This window comes from Nonomuraea sp. NPDC001699 (assembly GCF_053596455.1).
Genome location: NZ_JBSFGF010000008.1, coordinates 58,476 through 75,858, shown reverse-complemented (window position 1 = coordinate 75,858; position 17,383 = coordinate 58,476). Strand labels below are relative to the sequence as shown.

Genomic DNA, 17,383 nt, shown 5'->3' with positions numbered 1-17,383 from the left:
GGCTTCAGCCCGGCACCACCGACAGCTCGCACGCGTAGGAGTCGGGCGGCGCGTTCAGCGCCCAGACGACCATCGCGGCCAGCGACCCCGGCCGGATGCACACTTCCGGGTCGTACGGGCGGCCGAAGGCGGCCCTGACCTCGCCCAGCAGGTCGGTCGCCGTCGCCGCCGGAAAGACCGTCGTGACCCGGACCCCGTGCACGGCCTCCTCCTCCCGCAGCGAGTCGGCCAGCGCCGCAGCGCGGGCAGCGTGAGCCGGACGAGCTCGGCGGGGGAGGCCACGTTCACCGCCATCGTGCGCCGCCAGGTGTCGGGGTCGCGCCCGACGGCGATCACCCGGTGCCCGGCCTCGCCGAGGGCGGCGACCAGGGCCTGCCCGATGCCTCCGGTGGCCCCGGTCAGCAGCACGTTCCCCATGCCGGCCGATCATCGCGAACCTCGGGTGCGGAAGGCAACCGGATTCCCGCCATCGCGGACGCCGGGCCACATCCATCGGGAACGGTTCGATTTCACCTCTGGTGCATCAAGCGTATTCAGCGTACGTTACTCAGCACTCAGTATTCAGAGTGTGACATGTTACAGATGCAAGAGGTCACCGTGAAGATCCACACAATCGCGGCCGGGCTGCTGGCCACCGGTCTTCTCGCCGCCGGATGCGCCACCGGCGGCACCGGCACGGCCAAGAAGCCGGCCCCCACGATTGCCGCCTCCACCTCCGCCGAGTTGTCCGGCGAGGTAAAGGTGTGGTCGTTCGACGTCGGAGCGACCGCGCTCAAGCGCCTGGCGCCCGAGTTCACCAAGCTGCACCCGAAGGTGAAGGTCGACGTGATCGACGTCGGCTACGACAACATCTACGAGAAGGTCACGGTCGGCATGCAGTCGGGCACGGGCCTGCCCGACGTCGTGCACCTGGAGGACGAGCGGGTCGCCGGCTACGCCAAGAACTTCCCCAACGGGCTGGCCGACCTCGGCCCGGTCGCCGGCAAGCTCAAGGCCGACTTCGACCCGGCCAAGTGGCAGACGGCCTCCGGCGAGGGCGGCAAGCTGTTCGCGCTGCCGTGGGACTCCGCGCCCGTCGGCCTGTTCTACCGGCGTGACTACTTCGAGCAGGCCGGGATCAAGGCCGACGACATCCAGACCTGGGACGACCTGATCAAGGCCGGCGAGACGCTGAAGGCCAAGACCGGCAAGAAGCTCATGGTCTCCGACCTGGGCAACAGCGAGCCGTTGTTCACCACCTTGTTGCAGCAGCAGAAGCAGGGCAGGTTCGTGGACGGCAAGGTCGCGGTCAACACGCCCGCCGCCGTCAAGGCGCTGACGGTGATCAAGACGTTGAACGAGAAGGGCCTGCTCCAGAACGAGCAGGGCTGGGACGGCCGGGTCACCGCCACCAAGGAGGGCAAGGCGGCCGTCGCGCCCACCGCCGTCTGGTGGACCGGCACGCTGGTGTCGGAGATGCCGGAGCTCAAGGGCAAGTTCGGCGTGATCCCGCTGCCCGCGTTCGAGCCGGGCGGGGTGCGCACCTCGGCCAACGGCGGTTCCATGCTGGCGGTCACGGGCCAGACGAAGAACCAGCAGGCGGCGTGGGCGTTCGTCGAGTTCGTCACGGCGAACAAGGACAGCCAGCTGTCGATGATGAAGCAGGAGTCGCTCTTCCCGGCCTACCTGCCCGCGCTGGCCGACCCGTACTTCTCCGAGCCGGTCGAGTACTTCGACGGGCAGCCGGTCAACAAGATCTTCGCCGACCAGGTGCGGAACATCCCGGCCGTGGAGTCCAGCGACGACGACGCCGAGGCCAGCGAGCTGCTGAAGAAGCTGCTGCAGCGTGCGGTGGTGGGCGGCAAGGACCCCAAGGCCGTGCTCGACGAGGCGGCCGAGCAGATCGCGTCCGCCACGAAGCGGGAGATCGCATGATCCTTCGGCGCCGTCTGGTCCCCTGGATCTTCGCGGGACCCGCCGCCGCGCTGCTGGCGCTCTTCTTCGCCTACCCGCTCGGGGCCAGCCTGCTGCAGAGCCTCCAGCGCACCGAGGACGGCCTGACGGAATGGGCGGGCCTGGAGAACTACCAGCGCCTCCTGCACGACGACAGGTTCCTGCAGTCCCTGGTCAACGTCGGGCTGATCCTGGTCGTCCAGGTGCCGATCATGATCGGGCTGGCCCTGGCGCTGGCGTACGTGCTCAACCAGTCGTGGCTGCGGTTCCGTGCCACGCTGCGGATCGCGTACTTCCTGCCCGCCGTGACGACACTGGTCGCCTACGCGGTGGTCTTCCGGGTGCTGCTGCGCACCGACGGAGGCATGGTCAACCAGTTGCTCGGCGCCGAGATCGCCTGGCTGGACGACCCGGCCTGGGCCCGGGTGGCACTGATCGCGTCCATCACCTGGCGGTGGACGGGCTACAACATGATCATCCTGCTGGCGGGGCTCCAGGCCATCGGCAAGGAGCAGTACGAGGCCGCCTCGATCGACGGGGCCGGGCCGTTCCGGTCCTTCGTCAGCGTGATCGTGCCGCAGCTCAAGCCGGTGATCCTGTTCTGCTCGATCACCTCCACGATCGGCACGCTCCAACTGTTCGACGAGAACAAGCTGCTCACCGACGGCGGCCCCGACGACGCGACCACGTCGCCGATCCTGCTGCTCTACCAGGTCGGCTTCAAGCAGTTCGACTTCGGATACGCGGCGGCGATGGCGTGGGTGGTGGTGCTGCTCATCGGGGTGCTCTCCTACGCCCAGTTCAGGTGGTTCGGGAAGGAGAAGTCATGAAACGCCTGCTGCTCTGGCTGTTCATGGCCGCCGGCGCGGTGATCAGCATCGCGCCGTTCTACTGGATGTTCGTCGCCTCCACGCACGACACGAGGGAGCTGTTCCACAGCCCGCCCCCGTTCCTGCCCGGCGACGCCCTGCTGGACAACCTGAGGTCGCTGGAGGAGACCATCGGCTTCTCCCGCGTGGTGCTCAACAGCCTCGGCACGGCCGTCGTCTACACCGCGCTGTCCGTCCTGGTCAGCGCGATGGGCGGGTACGGCCTGGCCAAGTACCGCTTCCGCGGGCGCGGCCTGCTGCTCGCGGTGATCCTGGCGACGATGATGATCCCGTTCCAGGTGCTGCTGGTGCCGCTGTTCCAGATGATGGCCAGCATCGGCTGGGTCGACTCCTACGAGTCGATCGTCGTCCCGTTCCTGGCGAACTCGTTCGGCATCTTCCTTATGCGCCAGGCCTTCCTCGACTTCCCCGACCAGCTCATCGAGAGCGGCCGCCTGGACGGGGCGGGAGACCTGCGCATCTTCTACGGGATCGTGCTGCCCGTGGTCCGGCCGCAGCTCGGCGCGCTGGTCATCTTCACCTTCATGAGCCAGTGGAACTCCTTCATCTGGCCGTTGCTCATGCTCACCAGCGAGGAGAAGTACGTCCTGCCGGTCGCGCTCAGCCACCTCACCGGGCTGACCCGCGTCGACTACTCGGGCCTGATGCTGGGCGCGCTGCTGGCCACGCTGCCGCTCATGCTCATCTTCTTCGTCTTCCAGAAGCAGTTCGTCTCCGGGCTGCTCGGCGGAGCGGTGAAGGGATGAGGTCTATGACGTAACTCACCCCTCCCCGGCGTCACGTCTCGCCCGCGTATCCCGTCTTGAAGGCGAGACGAAAACGAGGAGGGTCCGATGCGCTCACCGGTACGGAAACGTCTGTCGTCGGGGCTCGGTCATTGGTCGTTCATGTTCGCCGAGGTGGCGATCTGGTCCTTCGCCGTCCTGGTGGTGACCGGGCTGTTCCTCATGGTGTTCTTCGACCCGGACATGTCCCCGGTGCTCTACCAGGGCGTCTACACGCCGCTCAGCGGCGTCCCGGTCAGCAGGGCGTTCGACTCGGCCATGCGGCTGAGCCTGGAGGTGCGCGGCGGGCTCTTCGTCCGGCAGGTGCACCACTGGTCGGCGCTGGTGTTCGTGGCGGCGGTCGCGCTGCAGCTGCTGCGGATGTTCGTGACCGGCGCCTTCCGCCGGCCGCGCGTGCGGCAGTGGCTGATCTGGGTGACGCTGCTGGCGCTGGGGATGGCCGCGGGGGAGACCGGCAACATCCTGCCCGACGACATGCTCTCCGGCGGCAGCGTGTGGCTGATCCGGTCGGTCCTGCTGGCCGTCCCCTTCGTGGGGTCGTACGCCACGCAACTGCTCTTCGGCGCCGACTTCCCCGGCAACGCCATCATCCCCACCCTGTACTGGGCGCACGTGCTGGTGATCCCGCTGGTCATGGTCGCCTTGCTGGCCGCCCGCGAATGGCTGGTGCGGCGGCACGGGCACTCGCGGTTCGCCGCGCCCGCGCCGGCCCGCGCGGGCGTCCGCCCGCTGATGGCGGGCGCGACCATCGGGGTGCTCGTCATCCTCGGCCTGACCTTCCAGATCGCCCCCATATGGCTGTACGGCCCCGCCGGCCCCGGCCAGATCTCGGCCGGATCGGTGCCCGACTGGTACATGGGCTTCCTCGACGGCGCCCTGCGGATCATGCCGGGCTGGGAGCTGACGATCGGGGGGTACACGCTCAGCCTCGCCGTCCTGGTGCCCACGCTGGTGGTGCCCGGGGTGTTCTTCACCGTCCTGGCCGGCTACCCGCTGGGCGAGCAGGTCGTCCTGCGGCGTCTCCACCGGAGGGACGCGCTCGGCCGGCCCAAGAGCACGAGCCGCCTGGCCGCCGAACGGACCGGCCCGGCCGTGCTGGACCGGCCGCGCGAGGCGCCCGTGAAGACCGCCGTCGCCGCCGCCGGGGTCGCCTTCTACGGGCTGCTGTGGGCCGCCGCGGCCAACGACCAGCTCGCCCACCAGTTCCAGCTCTCGGTGGAGGCCGTGACCGTCTTCTTCAGATACGCCGTCATCGTCGGCCCGGTCGTCGCCTTCTGGCTGACCCACCGGCTCTGCCTGGGCCTGGGCCTCCAGGACCGGCACGTCCTGGAGCACGGGCCGGAGAGCGGCGTGATCGTCCGGAGCGCGGGGGGCGGGTTCCACGAACGCCCGATGCGCGTGGAGCCCGAGCGGCAGCCGGCCGTCACCGCGCCGCGCGACTGACCGGACAGGTGAGCCCGCTTGACCTTGACACTGTGACAAGGTCTTCACTGGTCGCCGAGGAGGTGGTCGCGATGACCAGGCAGGAACAGGATGCGGACGTGTCCCGCGCCTTCGAGGGGCTGGCCGACGAGGACCCGTCGGTACGGCTGCGGGCCGCCCTGGGGGTCGGCACGACGCCCGACCCGCGCTACGTCGGCAAGCTCGTCGAGCGCTGCGCCGTCGAGCCGGAGTTCCACGTGCGCGACATGCTCACCTGGGCGCTCACCCGCCATCCGGCGGCGCTGACGGTCCCGAGGCTGCTCGGCGAACTGGGGTCGGGGCGCGCGCAGGCACGGAGTCAGGCGTTGCACACGCTGTCCAAGATCGGCGACCGGGGTGCGTGGCCGTCGATCACCCGGGAGCTGCTGACCGACGCCGACGACGAGGTGGCGCGCAGCGCCTGGCGGACCGCGGTCGTGCTCGTCCCCGAGGAGGAGAAGCCGGCGCTGGCCGCAGTATTGTCGACACAGCTCGGGCGCGGCCGGCGTGAGACGCAGCTGAGCCTGAGCCGGGCGCTGGTCGCGCTCGGCGAGGTGATCGAGCCGGCGTTGCGCGCCGCGATGACCGCCCCCGACCCCGGCGTGCGCACGCACGCCGGAGCCACGGAACGGCTGCTGCGTGACCCGGAGGCCGGATTCGAGTTCGCGATCGAGGAGGCGAAGCGCGTCGTGGCACTCGGCGCCGGCGGCCAGGAGGGATGATGGGCTGTGCTGATCGGCGACGTGGCCAGGCGGTCCGGGGTGAGCGCCCGCATGCTCCGGCACTACGACGCCCTCGGCCTGGTGCGCCCGACGGGCCGTAGCGGCGCCGGCTACCGCGAGTACTCCGGCGAGGACATCCGGCGGATCTTCCACATCGAGAGCCTGCGCTCGCTGGGGCTGTCGCTGCGCGACGTCGGGCGGGCGCTCGACGATCCCGGCTTCACGCCTTCGGCCCTCGTGGACGACCTCATCCGCCGGACGCGGGAACGCATCGCGGCCGAGACGGAGCTGCTCACCCGGCTGCGCCGGATCGACGCCGCCGAACCCGCCGGCTGGGAGGACGTGCTCCAGATCGTCGCCCTCCTGCACGCGCTGGGGTCGAAGAACGCCGGCAGCCGCCAGAGCGCGGCCCTGGCCTCGGCCGACGAGGTTCCGGTGCCGGTGGAGGCGCTGGTGGAGGCGGCGCTGAGCGAGAGCGACCCGCACGTCGCCGGAGCCCTGCGATGGGCCCTGGCGCGATCGGGCGACGACGCCTCGGCGCTGCTGGCGGAGGGCCTGCGCGCACCGGCGGCCGAGGTGCGCGCCCGCGCCGTCCGGTCGATCGCCGAGCTCCCGGACGACCGGGCGACCGAGCTGCTGCGGGACGCCCTGACCGACCCCGACGTCGTGGTCCGCCGGCCCGCGGCCCTGGCGCTCGGGGCACGCGGGGTGCCCGACGCGATCCCGGCGCTCATCGACATGGTCGTCGAGGGCACGAACGACGTCGAGGCGGCCGACGCCCTGAGCACGCTGGCGGGCCGTCCGGGCGCGGCGGACCCGATCGCCGCCGGGCTGGTGGACCGCCTCGCCCGCAGCTCCGCCGACCCGTCCGCGCGCCTGCGGCTGACGCAGGCGCTCGCCGACATCCCGGGAGCGACCGCCTCACGTGCCCTCGCGGACCTGTCACACGACGACGACCGCGCCGTGGCGCTCACCGCCACCTACATCCTGGGCATCCGCGACACACGCTGAACGCGCGGACGCCGTGGACGTTCATCCCGCGTTCCGCTGTGCCGCCGCCGCGGCGGCCTGGCCGAGGCCCTGCCGGATGCGGCTCTCGACGCGCGCGACCGCGCCCGTGCCGACCGCCATGCTGTTGCCGGTGACCTGGGCCTGACCGGTGACGAAGATGCCGTTGTTCAGGATGGTCGTCTGGCGGTCGCGCAGGTCGCTCACGTCGACGTTGTGCTCCTCCAGGAAGTCGGCGACGGCGTCCATGATCCGCTGCTCGGCGGCCTTGACGTACATCTCCTTGTCGAGCTGCTGGAAGTAGCGGTGGTAGAGGTGGTCGGTGGCGTGCTCGCGCGGGTTGTAGGCCGCCCCGTAGTTGAAGGTGTGGCCGCGGATGGCCTTGATGCTCGCCTTCTGCTGCCGCCTGCGCCTCCTGGGCTCCGACACCGCGGCGAGGGTGTTGGGCAGGGCCAGCACCAGCCCCGCGAAGGTGCGCCCCAGCGCCGAGAGCGCCATCCGGGCCATCCGCTCCGACGGCGCGCAGTTGACCAGCCGGTCGACCTCGCGGTACGACTCCCGCAGCGGCGGCAGCAGCGAGTAGCCGGCCTCGGTGAACATCATCCCCTTCTCGGCGAGCAGCACGAACCGGAGGAAGATCGAGATGACCACCTCGCCCTCCCAGCCGGTCACGCTGACCGTGAGGTAGGGGCGGGCCCTCGTGCGGGGGTTGTCGCGCAGCTCGTGGATGAACCGCTCGCTCACCGTGGGCACGGGCGGCAGCAGGGCGTCGGGAAGCACGGCCGCCTGGAGCTCGGGGTCGGTCTCGTAGCGCAGGTCGAGGCCGTTGACGAAGAGCTTGTCGCCGACGGTGAGACCGGGCAGGCCGAGGGCGGCGATCTCGGCCGCCACCCGGTCGTAGAGCTCGCCGACGGCGAAGGGCACGACGGTCTCGCCGGGCCTGGCCTTGGCGACGTTCATGGTGAACGACCAGTTGTTGATCCTGCTGCCGTAGCCGACGAAGGGGGAGTAGTCGGCGAACACCGTGACGTTCCCTGCGCCACGGTCGGCGATGTCGACCAGGTGGTCGCGCAGCGCGGGCGAGCTGGGCAGCGGCGCCTCGGCCGGGTCGAAGGAGTCGCGGGTCAGCTTGGTCAGGATGACCGACTCGTAGGCGTCGTAGAGCTCCACGAAGACGACGAGCCAGGCCAGGAAGAGCGGGAGCAGGACGAGCGAGCTGGACAGCAGGGCCAGCGTGGCCAGGGCGAGCACGGCCAGCACGGTATCGCGCACGCGTTGGCGTCTTTGGGCCATCAGGCCGTATTTGAGCATCGTGGCCAGGTCGACGCCGGGGGACTGGGCGACGGCCCGGAACCGGTCATGAAGAATGGAACGAATGGTGGAATTACGCACTTTCGCATCGAGCAGCATGGCGATGCAGAGATATCGCGTCACCTCTGTCGCGGCCGGGCGATCGCGCTGGAAATGGCGGCCACAATTCGCGCAGACCTGGGAATCGGCGAGGTTGGGGCTGTCGCAGTGACCGCAGTTCATCGGCTCGTCCTCTTGTCGGGGAATCCGTGGAGCCTGACGTTACCCCGACTTTAACGAGCGTGTATCGCGCGCCGCCATGCGAGAAGAATGCGCCTTGACGACATCATTTATTAAATGCCGATAAATGAACCGCGGCGGCAGAGGCCCGTCACACGCTTCTCACGGGTGCCAACCTTTCGCCACGCCCACAGCGTCTGGAGGGCATCGAGACTAAGGAGAGACGTTGGATCGCGACACCGCCTTCCGGGCGTTCGTTGATGCTCACCAACGCCCGTTGACGCGCCTGGCCTACCTGCTCACCGGAGAGGTCCACCTCGCGGAGGACCTCCTCCAGAGCGTGTTCGTCAAGATGATCGGGCGGTGGTCGAGGTTACGCCACGTCGGCGACCTTGACGCCTACGCGCGCAAGATGATGGTGAACCAGTACATCTCGTGGCGACGTCGCCGCAGCTCGGACGAGGTGCCGAGCGCCGAGCCGCCCGACCGCGCGTACGTGAGCGATGACTCCACCGTGCTGCGGATCGTGCTGCGCCAGGCGCTCATGCGGCTGACGCCCAAGCAGCGCGCCGTGCTCGTCCTGCGCTTCTACGAGGACCGGACCGAGCGTGAGGTCGCCGACCTGCTGGGTTGCTCGGTCGGCACCGTCAAGAGCCAGGCGCACCACGCGCTGGCCCGCCTGCGGACGCTGGCCCCCGAGCTGGGGCCCAGACTGCCCGTCCTGGACGACCCGGCCCACAGTGAGGGGGCACGCCGATGACCTGGCTCGGAGATCAGCTCGGCCGCATCGCGGAGGACATGCCGGAGCGCGACCTGGCGGCCAGGGCGTTCGAGGCTCATCACCGCAGGCGGCGCAACGTCATGGCCCTGGCCGCCGCCGTGGTGGTGGTCGTCGTCGTGCTCGCCGCCACCGTCGGCGTGCGGGCGCTGCCCGGCGGGCCGCGCGCCGCCGTGCGCCCGGCCCAGCCGCCCGAGCGGTCCGTCGTCAAGGTCGGCGTGGTGGCGAGTGTGGAGTCGGCGCCGGTGTTCGTCGCGCTGGGGCAGGGCTACTTCAGGGAGGAGGGGCTGACGGTCGTCCCGCAGATCGTCTCCGGGGCCGCCGCGGCGGCTCCGGAGCTCGACCTGGGCAGGCTGGACCTGGCGCAGACCGACTACGCCTCGCTCTTCAAGATGAACGAGGGCGGCAAGTCCTTCCGGATCGTCTCCGGCCTGCACCGGGCCGCGCCCGGGAGCTTCGCGATCGCCGTGCACCCCAGGTCGAGGACCCGGACCGTGGCCGACCTCAGGAGGAAGAAGATCGCGATCCCGAACCTCGCGGGGCTCGGGCCATTGGCGCTGGAGGCCGCGCTGAAGCGGGCCGGGCTCACGTCCCGGGACGTCCTGCTGGTCGAGAAGCCCTACCCCGAGATGCTCCTCGCCATGGACAAGGGGCAGGTCGACGCCGCGCTGCTGGTGGAGCCGTACGTCACTGTCGGCCGTGAGACCGGGCGCGCGCGGATCGTGGAGGACCCGATGACCCGCGGGTTCGCGAACCTGTACACCGCCGGCATGTCGGCCACCGACCGGTGGATCAGGGAGAACCCCCGCACGCTGGCGGCCTTCCGGCGCGCGCTGACCAAGGCGCAACACCTGATCGCGACCGACCCCCGGCAGGTACGCGACGCGCTGCCCAGCTACACGAAGATCACCGCGGCGGCGGCGGCACAAGCCGAGATCGGCTCCTTCCCCGCCGAGCTGGACCTCGCGGAGCTCCAGCGGATCGCCGACCTGGCCCGCTCCCACCGGCTCATCGCCCGCCCGGCGGACCTAGGGACGGCCGTCGCGAAGGGCGGCTGAGCTCAGATCTCCTTGAGGAAGACGATCGCGTCCGCCTGGTGGACGGTGGCGGGGTCGAGGGACAGGTAGGTGTGGTCCGCCGGGACGCGGGGCGCCGGCGTGCCGTCGAGCGCCCCGGCCAGGCGGCGGGGGTCCACGACGACGCGGTCCTCGGGCAGGGCCGACAGGATGCCTTCGAGGGTGCCGGGCGCTGGCACGTCGGCGCCCCGGGAGCCGAACCCGGCGGCGGCGAAGGCGTACCGGTCGCCGAGATCGGCGGCGAGGACGGCGCCCGCGCTCCACCATCGCAGCGGCTCGCCCGCGAACCACAGCCGGCTCTCGTCGCGCTGCAGGTGGCGGTTGTGGGCGAAGACGAGGGTCGGGCCCCGGCGGTCCTCGCGCCGGACGATCGCGTCGAGGTTGCCGGCCATCATCGTGTCGCGCAGGCTCATGAGCGTGCCGAGGCGGGCGGGCGAGGGGTCGGCCATGGCGGCGTGGTAGCGCAGCAGCCCGGAGGCGGTGCGGGCGTACAGGCCGGCCCGCCAACGGTCGCCCTCGGACGTGACGGCCGCCAGACGGGGGGCGTGCGCGGTCAGCAGCACGCCCAGGTCGTCGGCGATCAGGCGCAGTTCCTTGACCTCCGGCGTGCCGCCGATCGACCGGGAGGGGTCGGTGAGGGCGGCCGGGTCGGTCCAGCGTTCGTCGGGGCCGAGCAGCGCGTCGAGGGCGTCGCGGGTCAGGGGCAGGTCGAGGTGGGGGGCGAGGTGGTCGTACAGGGCGGTCAGGGCCGGGCGTGGGGCGGCCGGGCCGGTGATCTCCACGGGGGCGTCGAAGCCGTCGAAGCGCAGGGGTTCCCGCGGCGGACGCCGCTCGTTGCGGGCGCGCATCCAGCGCAGGAGCTCGCGGTTGGCGGCCGAGGCGCCGAACCCGTGGCTGAAACCGCGGCTCATCGCCTCGTCGAGGGTGCCCGCGCCGCCGGTGACGTACGCGTCGGCGGCCAGGCCGGCCAGGCAGTCGCTCTCGATGGCGATCGACCGGTAACCCTCGTGCTCGACGAGATGACGGAAGAGCTCGTTGCGCAGCTCAAGGAAGGCCTCCACGCCATGGGTGGGCTCGCCGAGACCGAGGACGCGGACGCCGGGGGGCAACAGCGCGGTCAGGGCGCCGCCGGAGAACGGCTGGGCGGCGTCCCGGATCGGGGTCGTCATGGCTTCAACCGTATCGTTGAACTCGTCATGTAAGCTTTCGGCCGAACTGCAGGCGTTCGGGAAGGCTTACCTTCAAGATGCGGCCCATCGATCTGGCGCGGGGGCACGGGCTGTCCACGCAGGCCGTGCGCAACTACGAGGACGCGGAGATCCTGCCGCCGTCCAAGCGCTCCCCGCACGGCTACCGCGTCTACACCCCGCGCCACGCGGCGGCGCTGCGGACGTTCCTGGAGTTGATCCCCGCCCACGGGCACGCGACCGCGACGGCGATCATGCGGGCCGTCAACGGCGGCGGCGTCGAGGAGGCGCTGCGCCTGATCGACGACGGCCACGCCCAGCTCGCCGAGGACCGGCGCACGCTGGAGGCCGTCGAACGCGCGCTGCGCGACCTGGCGCCGCCGCGCGAGCTGGAACCGGGCGTCACGTTCATCGGCCCGCTGGCCCGCCGCCTGCGCATCAAGCCGGCGACGTTGCGCAAGTGGGAGCGCGCGGGGCTGACCGTGCCCCGGCGCGACCCGCGCACCGGCTACCGCGTCTACACCTCCGCCGACGTCCGCGACGTGCTGCTGGCCCACCAGCTCCGGCGCGGCGGCTACGGGCTGGAGCAGATCCGCCAGGTGCTGGACCAGGTGCGCGCGGCGGGCGGCCCCGAGCCCCTTCAGGCGACGCTCCGCGACTGGCGCGACCGGCTCACGTCCAGGGGCCTGGCCATGCTCACCGGCGCCGCCGCGCTGGACGCCTACCTGCATGAGCGGAACTTTGACACCGGAAGGGGCATCTAACACGCCGTGGAAGCGTCGAACGGCGGGGAACCGCAGCGTATCGGGCAATACTGGCTGGCCGGACGGCTCGGCTCCGGCGGCCAGGGCGTGGTGTACGACGCCTACGACCCCGAAGGCCGCCGGGTCGCGCTCAAGGTCCTGCACATGGCCGACAGCCCGGTCAGCCGCGAGCGGTTCGCCAAGGAGGCGGCGGCGGCGAGCCGGGTGGCGTCGTTCTGCACGGCGCGGGTGCTCGACTGCGACCTGTCGGGCAGCAGGCCGTACATTGTCAGCGAGTACGTGCCGGGCCCCAGCCTGCGCCGCGCGGTCGAGCAGGGACGCCGGTTCGCCGGGGACGACCTGCACCGGCTGGCCACGGCGATCGCCACCGCCCTGACCGCCGTGCACGACGCGGGCGTGATCCACCGGGACCTCAAGCCGGACAACGTGCTGCTGGGCACCGACGGCCCCCGAGTGATCGACTTCGGCATCGCGCGCACCATGGACATGTCGCTGACCAGGACCGGCGAGGTGGCCGGCACGCCCACGTACATGGCGCCGGAGGTGTTCACCGGGCAGCGGGCGGGCGCGCCCGCCGACGTGTTCGCCTGGGGCGCCATCATCGTGTTCGCCGCCACCGGCGCGGACCCGTTCCGCGCCGACAACCTCGGCGGCGTCATGCACCGGGTGCTGTCGGCGCAGCCCGACCTGAGCGGGCTGCCGCCCCGGCTGGCCTCGCTGGTGTCGGCCGCGCTGGAGAAGGACCCGGCGGCCCGCCCCACCGCCCGCGACCTGCTGCTCGCCCTGGTCAGCGGCAACGACGCCGACACCCGCGGGCTGCTGACGGCGGGCAGCCGCGCCGCCAGGGGCGTGCACGTGCCCGAGCAGGCCGACCCGGCGCTCGGCACGATCGCCGAGGACGCCTACGGCGCGCTCGCCCCCGAGGAGCGCGAGCTGGCCGCCGAGGTGTTCCTGCGCCTGGTGACGGTCACCGACGACGGGCACGAGGCCGTGCGCTGGGCGATGAAGGAGGACCTGCTCGCCGGCCGCTCCGAACGGGAGACCCGGGCGATCGAGCACATCCTCCAGGTGTTCTCCTACCTGGTGACGCAGAAGGACGAGGCGGTGGCGCTGTCGCGTCCCGCGCTGCTGCGCGCCTGGCCGCGGCTGCGCGTGTGGGTGGACGGCGACCGCGACGGCCTCGCCGTGCTCGGCCAGCTCAGCGGCGCCGCCCGCCAGTGGGCCGACAACGGCCGCAAGGACGGCGACCTGCTCCAGGGCAGCCGCCTCGACCAGGCGCTGACCTGGGCCGCCACCGGCCGCAGGCACATCACGCTGACCCCGCTCGAACGTGACTTCCTGGCCGCGGGCACCGGCCTGACCAGGCGGCGGGTGCGCCGCCGGCGGCTGACCACGGCGGCGCTGGCCGGGCTGCTGGTGGTGGCGCTGGCGGCGGGCGGCCTCGCCGTGCTGCGCGGCAGGCAGGTGAGCGAGCAGAGCCGCCTGGCGGAGACGCAGCGCGACCAGGCGGTCGGACGGCAGGCCGCCGCCGAGGCCGACCGGCTGCGCACGACCGACCCGGCCAGGGCGATGCTGCTCAGCGTGGCCGGCTGGCGGCTGGCCCCCGGCCCCGGCACGCGGCGCAGCCTGACGTCCTCGCTGACGATGCCGGAGAGCGCGGTCTTCCGCGACCCCGGCGCCAAGGGCCGCCCCGCCGCCGCGTCGGCGGCCGGCGGGCGGGTCCGGGCCATCGCCGGCGAGGACGGCGTGCGGGTCTACGACGTGCACTCCGAGCGGCAGACCGCGTTCTGGCGGTGGCCGGACGGCCTCGACGCGCTGCCGTCGGCGGCGGCACTCAGCCCGAGCGGGCGCACGCTGGTGGTCGTCAGCAGGGACACGGCCTACGCCTGGGACACCATGACCGGCGCCAAGCTGCGCGAGCACCGCGTCGGCGAGGGCGGCCCGAGCGTGCACGTCACCTTCGACGGGAACGAGAACCTGGCCGCGGTGATGCGCGAGAGCACCCTGGAGTTCCTGTGGAACACCAGGACCGGCGCGTCCTACACCCCCGAGCTGGAGGCGGACGTGGCCCCGGTGATCGCGCGCTCGGGGGCGTACATCGCGGGCGTCGGGCCCAACCAGGGCGGGCTGAAGGTGATCCGCCTGCCCGGCCTCACCGTGGACACCCGCCTGCCCAAGGCGTGCGGGCCGGTGGTGGCGTTCACGCCGGACAGCAGGCGGCTGCTGTGCGCGAACGGCGACGTCTCGGCCTTCGACCTGGCCACCGGCAGGAAGGTGCCCGACACCGACCGGCCCTTCTGGCAAGAGTCGGCCCTGGACGACACGCTGAACGGGCGGCTGCGGCTCAGCCCCGACGGGCGCCGGATGATCGCCGTCGAGGGCCGCACCCTGCACCTGCTCGACGCCGACGACGGCGACGAGCTGGCCCTCTACCGGGCGGAGGGTGAGCCGGAGGACGTCTGGCTGGAGGCCGACGGTCACACCGTCCGCTATCTCCTCGACAACTCGACCATCACCGCCGACCTGACCTCCCGCCTGCCCTCGTCCCGGCTGCCGCAGGGCTACGAGCTGGACGCCTTCAGCCAGGACGGCCGCCTGGCCGCCGCCACCAAGGACGCCGGACCGGTGCGCGTGTGGGACGGCCGCCGGCTCGGCGTCCCGATGGCCGGCAGCGCGGGCGTCGCCGGGCAGTTGTTCGACCCGGCGGGCGCGCGGCTGGCCGCCGACGGCCAGGACTCCTCGACCGGCCTCTGGGACGTCGCCACCGCCCGCCGCCTGTGGCGGCACCCCGTGCCGCGCACGCAGAGCGTGGTGTCGAAGGCGTTCACCCCCGACGGCGGCCGGCTGGTGCTGTCGCTGAAGGAGCTGAGCGAGCGGGACGCGCTCAACGAGCTGGTCGTCCTCGACACCGGCACCGGCCGGGTGCTCGCCCGGCACCCGCTGGGCACCGGCACGGGCACCATCATGTCCACGCGCGCCGGCACAGCGGTCGTGACCAGCAGCGGCAAGACCTACGACCTGCGCACCGGCAAGGCCGTCGGCCCCGGCTTCAACCGGTCGGGCCCGGCGATCGCGCTCAGCCCCACCGCCCAGGTGCTCGCCCTCGGCTCGGCCACGGTCGAGCTGTGGGACGTCGCCAAGGGGGCCGAACTGCCGCCCGCGCTGCGCGTGGCCGCCCGTGCGCAGGTCGAGACCGTGCTGTTCAGCCACGACGGCTCGCTGCTCGCGCTGATCAGCAGGTCCATCGGGGAGACGTTCGACGACGTGTACACCGTCCAGGTCTGGGACGTCGGCTCGCGCGAGCGCATCGGCTCCTTCCCCATCGGCATCCTCGACCGGCTCGCCTTCAGCGCCGACGACCGGACCCTGTACGTCTCGGGCAACACCTCGGGGACGATCATCCGGATCCCCGTCGGTGCCGAGTCCGTGGCCCGCCTGGTGTGCGAGCGCGCGGGCCGCACGATGGGCGAGGAGGAGTGGCGGCAGTACCTCAAGGACGTGCCCTACCGCGACGTGTGCCCTGGCGCGCGGCGCCGACGGTCGTGACCCTGGGCGGCACGCGCAGGGTCAGCATGGCGACGTCGTCGTCGTTGTCGTCGGGCCGTACGCGCTTCAGCAGCAGGTCGCCGAGCGCGTTCAGCGGCCGGTGGGTGTGGGCGGCGGCGTACCGGCTCAGGCGGGCCAGCCCCTCGTCCAGGGAATGCCTGGGCGACTCGATCAGCCCGTCGGTGTAGAGCACGAGGGTGGACTCCGGCGGCAGCTCGACGACCGCGTCGGTGCGATCGCCGCGGAGGCCGGTGCCCAGCAGCAGGCCCTGGGCGTCCTCCAGGAAGCGGGTCCGGCCGTCGCGCTCGACCAGCAGCGGCGGCGGATGGCCCGCGTTGCTCCAGCTCAGCAGCCAGCGGCCGTCCTCGGCGTGCTCCAGCCGGGCCAGGACGACGGTGGCCATGGTGGCCTGCGCCATGCGCACCACCGCGCGGTCGAGGCGGTCGAGGATCGCGCTGGGCAGGTCGCGCTCGGCGCCGGCGTAGGCGCGCAGCATGTTGCAGACCTGGGCCATCCCGGCGGCGGCCTCCAGGTCGTGGCCCACCACGTCGCCGATCACCAGGGCGGTGGCGCCGTCGGGCATGGTGAAGGCGTCGTACCAGTCGCCGCCGACCTGCGAGGCGCGGGGGGCGGGCACGTACAGGGCGCTCATCTCCAGGCCGGGCACCGACGGCAGCCGGGGCAGCAGGTGGCGCTGCATGGTCTCGGCGACCCGGCGCTGCCGCTCGTACAGGCGGGCGTTGTCCAGGGCGAGGCCGGCGCGGCGGGCGATGTCCTCGACCAGCAGCAGGTCGGCGGTGGTGTACGCGCCGGCCCGCTCGGCACGGCCCAGGGTCAGCGCCCCGACCACGTCGCGCACGCCGCGGATGGGCGCGATGCCCGCCGAGTGCATGCCGGTCCTGCGGAACAGCTCCTGCTGGAAGACGGCGATGCCGGAGTCGGGCGCGCCCTGGTACGTCTCCGGCCCGGCCAGCGTCGCCGTGACCCCGCGCAACGCCCGCGACAGCGGCATCGGCGACTCCTCGGGCACGGCGGGCATCGGCCCCTCCAGATCCTCGTGGTGCACCAGGGCGCCGTCCTCATGGTGGACGACGGCGGCGCGCGTCACGCCGCCGTGCTCGGTGAGCAGGTCCACCACCACCCAGTCCGCGAGCAGCGGCACCACCAGGCGGACGAGCTGGCGCAGCGTCTCGTCCACGTCGAGGCTGGCGGCGAGCGTCGTGGTGGTCTCCGCCAGCAGCGCCAGCCGGTCGAGCTCGGACATCGACGTCTCGTGGCCCGGCTCCCGCGCGTTCGCGCCGGGCTCCTCGGCGTCGTGGAAGAGCACCAGCGCCCCGATCCTGCCACCGCCGAGCTCGCACGGGGTGACCAGCCAGGACGCCGGCAGCAGGGAGCCGTCGCCGCGTTCCAGCCATTCCCGCTCGCCCTGGGAGGTGCCGCCGGCGATGAGGGGACGCCGCATCGCGCACCGGCTGCGCGGCAGCGTCTCGCCGCGCGGGCCGCGGTGGAGCAGGTCGTGGGCGTCGCCGCCGAGCAGTTCGGCGGCGGGCCGGCGCAGCAGCTCCTCCGTGCGCGGGGAGACCTCGACGATCCGGCCTCCGTCGTCCACGACGTACGCGCCCGCGTGGGTCAGGTCGCCCAGCCGGCGGGGACGCTCGTCCTGCGGCGGGCGCGGCCCGGCATCGGGTTCGGGCACGTTCACGG

14 protein-coding genes and 1 pseudogene are annotated in these 17,383 nt (G+C 72.3%); 10 read left to right on the top strand and 5 right to left on the bottom strand.

The window, feature by feature from the left end:
- Positions 1–4: 4 nt before the first annotated feature.
- Both ACWCSU_RS24580 and ACWCSU_RS24575 read right to left on the bottom strand, forming a co-directional pair.
- Positions 5–202 (bottom strand): hypothetical protein, encoded by a 198-nt coding sequence (locus ACWCSU_RS24580; protein WP_449938398.1) that lies wholly within the window; start codon positions 200–202, stop codon positions 5–7.
- A 146-nt stretch (positions 203–348) separates the two neighbouring features.
- A pseudogene (locus ACWCSU_RS24575) lies at positions 349–417 on the bottom strand (hypothetical protein); the annotation flags it as partial.
- Between the two features lie 180 nt (positions 418–597).
- Between ACWCSU_RS24575 and ACWCSU_RS24570 the strand changes: the two are divergent.
- The 6 genes from ACWCSU_RS24570 (at position 598) to ACWCSU_RS24545 (ending at position 6,801) form a co-directional block, all read left to right on the top strand.
- Positions 598–1,914, top strand: coding sequence for an ABC transporter substrate-binding protein (locus tag ACWCSU_RS24570; protein ID WP_357699487.1), 1,317 nt, complete (start codon positions 598–600; stop codon positions 1,912–1,914).
- Positions 1,911–2,762, top strand: a complete 852-nt coding sequence (locus tag ACWCSU_RS24565) for a carbohydrate ABC transporter permease (protein WP_357699489.1) — start codon at positions 1,911–1,913, stop codon at positions 2,760–2,762. Before ACWCSU_RS24570 ends, ACWCSU_RS24565 begins: the two co-directional genes overlap by 4 nt.
- The gene (locus tag ACWCSU_RS24560) at positions 2,759–3,568 is read left to right on the top strand and encodes a carbohydrate ABC transporter permease (protein ID WP_449937769.1); all 810 of its coding nucleotides are present in this window, start codon (positions 2,759–2,761) and stop codon (positions 3,566–3,568) included. Before ACWCSU_RS24565 ends, ACWCSU_RS24560 begins: the two co-directional genes overlap by 4 nt.
- Before the next feature lie 87 nt (positions 3,569–3,655).
- Complete coding sequence (locus ACWCSU_RS24555) at positions 3,656–5,050, top strand: cytochrome b (RefSeq protein ID WP_357699493.1); 1,395 nt, start codon at positions 3,656–3,658, stop codon at positions 5,048–5,050.
- 32 nt (positions 5,051–5,082) lie between these two features.
- A complete protein-coding gene (locus ACWCSU_RS24550; protein ID WP_449937766.1) occupies positions 5,083–5,790 on the top strand; it encodes a HEAT repeat domain-containing protein in 708 nt (235 codons plus the stop codon).
- Between the two features lie 6 nt (positions 5,791–5,796).
- Positions 5,797–6,801 carry a HEAT repeat domain-containing protein gene (locus ACWCSU_RS24545; protein ID WP_449937764.1) on the top strand — a complete coding sequence of 335 codons (1,005 nt, stop codon included), beginning with the start codon at positions 5,797–5,799 and terminating at the stop codon, positions 6,799–6,801.
- A gap of 21 nt (positions 6,802–6,822) precedes the next feature.
- On the opposite strand, the gene ACWCSU_RS24540 is transcribed toward ACWCSU_RS24545, so the two are convergent.
- The gene (locus ACWCSU_RS24540) at positions 6,823–8,070 is read right to left on the bottom strand and encodes a hypothetical protein (RefSeq protein ID WP_449937761.1); all 1,248 of its coding nucleotides are present in this window, start codon (positions 8,068–8,070) and stop codon (positions 6,823–6,825) included.
- Between the two features lie 484 nt (positions 8,071–8,554).
- On the opposite strand from ACWCSU_RS24540, the gene ACWCSU_RS24535 reads away from it, so the two are divergent.
- Together ACWCSU_RS24535 and ACWCSU_RS24530 are read left to right on the top strand one after the other, a co-directional pair.
- Positions 8,555–9,088 carry a SigE family RNA polymerase sigma factor gene (locus ACWCSU_RS24535; RefSeq protein ID WP_449937759.1) on the top strand — a complete coding sequence of 178 codons (534 nt, stop codon included), beginning with the start codon at positions 8,555–8,557 and terminating at the stop codon, positions 9,086–9,088.
- Positions 9,085–10,164, top strand: a complete 1,080-nt coding sequence (locus tag ACWCSU_RS24530) for an ABC transporter substrate-binding protein (RefSeq protein WP_449937758.1) — start codon at positions 9,085–9,087, stop codon at positions 10,162–10,164. The genes ACWCSU_RS24535 and ACWCSU_RS24530 overlap by 4 nt, the downstream gene beginning before the upstream one ends.
- Before the next feature lie 2 nt (positions 10,165–10,166).
- On the opposite strand, the gene ACWCSU_RS24525 is transcribed toward ACWCSU_RS24530, so the two are convergent.
- Positions 10,167–11,351, bottom strand: a complete 1,185-nt coding sequence (locus tag ACWCSU_RS24525) for an erythromycin esterase family protein (RefSeq protein ID WP_449937756.1) — start codon at positions 11,349–11,351, stop codon at positions 10,167–10,169.
- A 77-nt stretch (positions 11,352–11,428) separates the two neighbouring features.
- Here ACWCSU_RS24525 and ACWCSU_RS24520 point away from each other — a divergent pair, with 77 nt between their 5' ends.
- Positions 11,429–12,133 carry a TioE family transcriptional regulator gene (locus ACWCSU_RS24520; RefSeq protein WP_357699505.1) on the top strand — a complete coding sequence of 235 codons (705 nt, stop codon included), beginning with the start codon at positions 11,429–11,431 and terminating at the stop codon, positions 12,131–12,133.
- Positions 12,134–12,139: 6 nt separating this feature from the next.
- On the top strand, positions 12,140–15,679 hold the full coding sequence (locus tag ACWCSU_RS24515) for a protein kinase domain-containing protein (RefSeq protein ID WP_449937754.1): 3,540 nt from the start codon (positions 12,140–12,142) through the stop codon (positions 15,677–15,679).
- Here ACWCSU_RS24515 and ACWCSU_RS24510 read toward each other — a convergent pair.
- Positions 15,624–17,381 carry a SpoIIE family protein phosphatase gene (locus tag ACWCSU_RS24510; protein ID WP_449937751.1) on the bottom strand — a complete coding sequence of 586 codons (1,758 nt, stop codon included), beginning with the start codon at positions 17,379–17,381 and terminating at the stop codon, positions 15,624–15,626. The two genes, ACWCSU_RS24515 and ACWCSU_RS24510, sit on opposite strands and share 56 nt — an antisense overlap.
- Positions 17,382–17,383 lie beyond the last annotated feature (2 nt).

Coding starts and splice junctions, on each gene's coding strand:
- ACWCSU_RS24530 (WP_449937758.1), top strand. CDS start 9,085: ATGACCTGGCTCGGAGATCAGCTCGGCCGCATCGCGGAGGACATGCCG.
- ACWCSU_RS24555 (WP_357699493.1), top strand. CDS start 3,656: ATGCGCTCACCGGTACGGAAACGTCTGTCGTCGGGGCTCGGTCATTGG.
- ACWCSU_RS24525 (WP_449937756.1), bottom strand. CDS start 11,351: ATGACGACCCCGATCCGGGACGCCGCCCAGCCGTTCTCCGGCGGCGCC.
- ACWCSU_RS24560 (WP_449937769.1), top strand. CDS start 2,759: ATGAAACGCCTGCTGCTCTGGCTGTTCATGGCCGCCGGCGCGGTGATC.
- ACWCSU_RS24565 (WP_357699489.1), top strand. CDS start 1,911: ATGATCCTTCGGCGCCGTCTGGTCCCCTGGATCTTCGCGGGACCCGCC.
- ACWCSU_RS24520 (WP_357699505.1), top strand. CDS start 11,429: ATGCGGCCCATCGATCTGGCGCGGGGGCACGGGCTGTCCACGCAGGCC.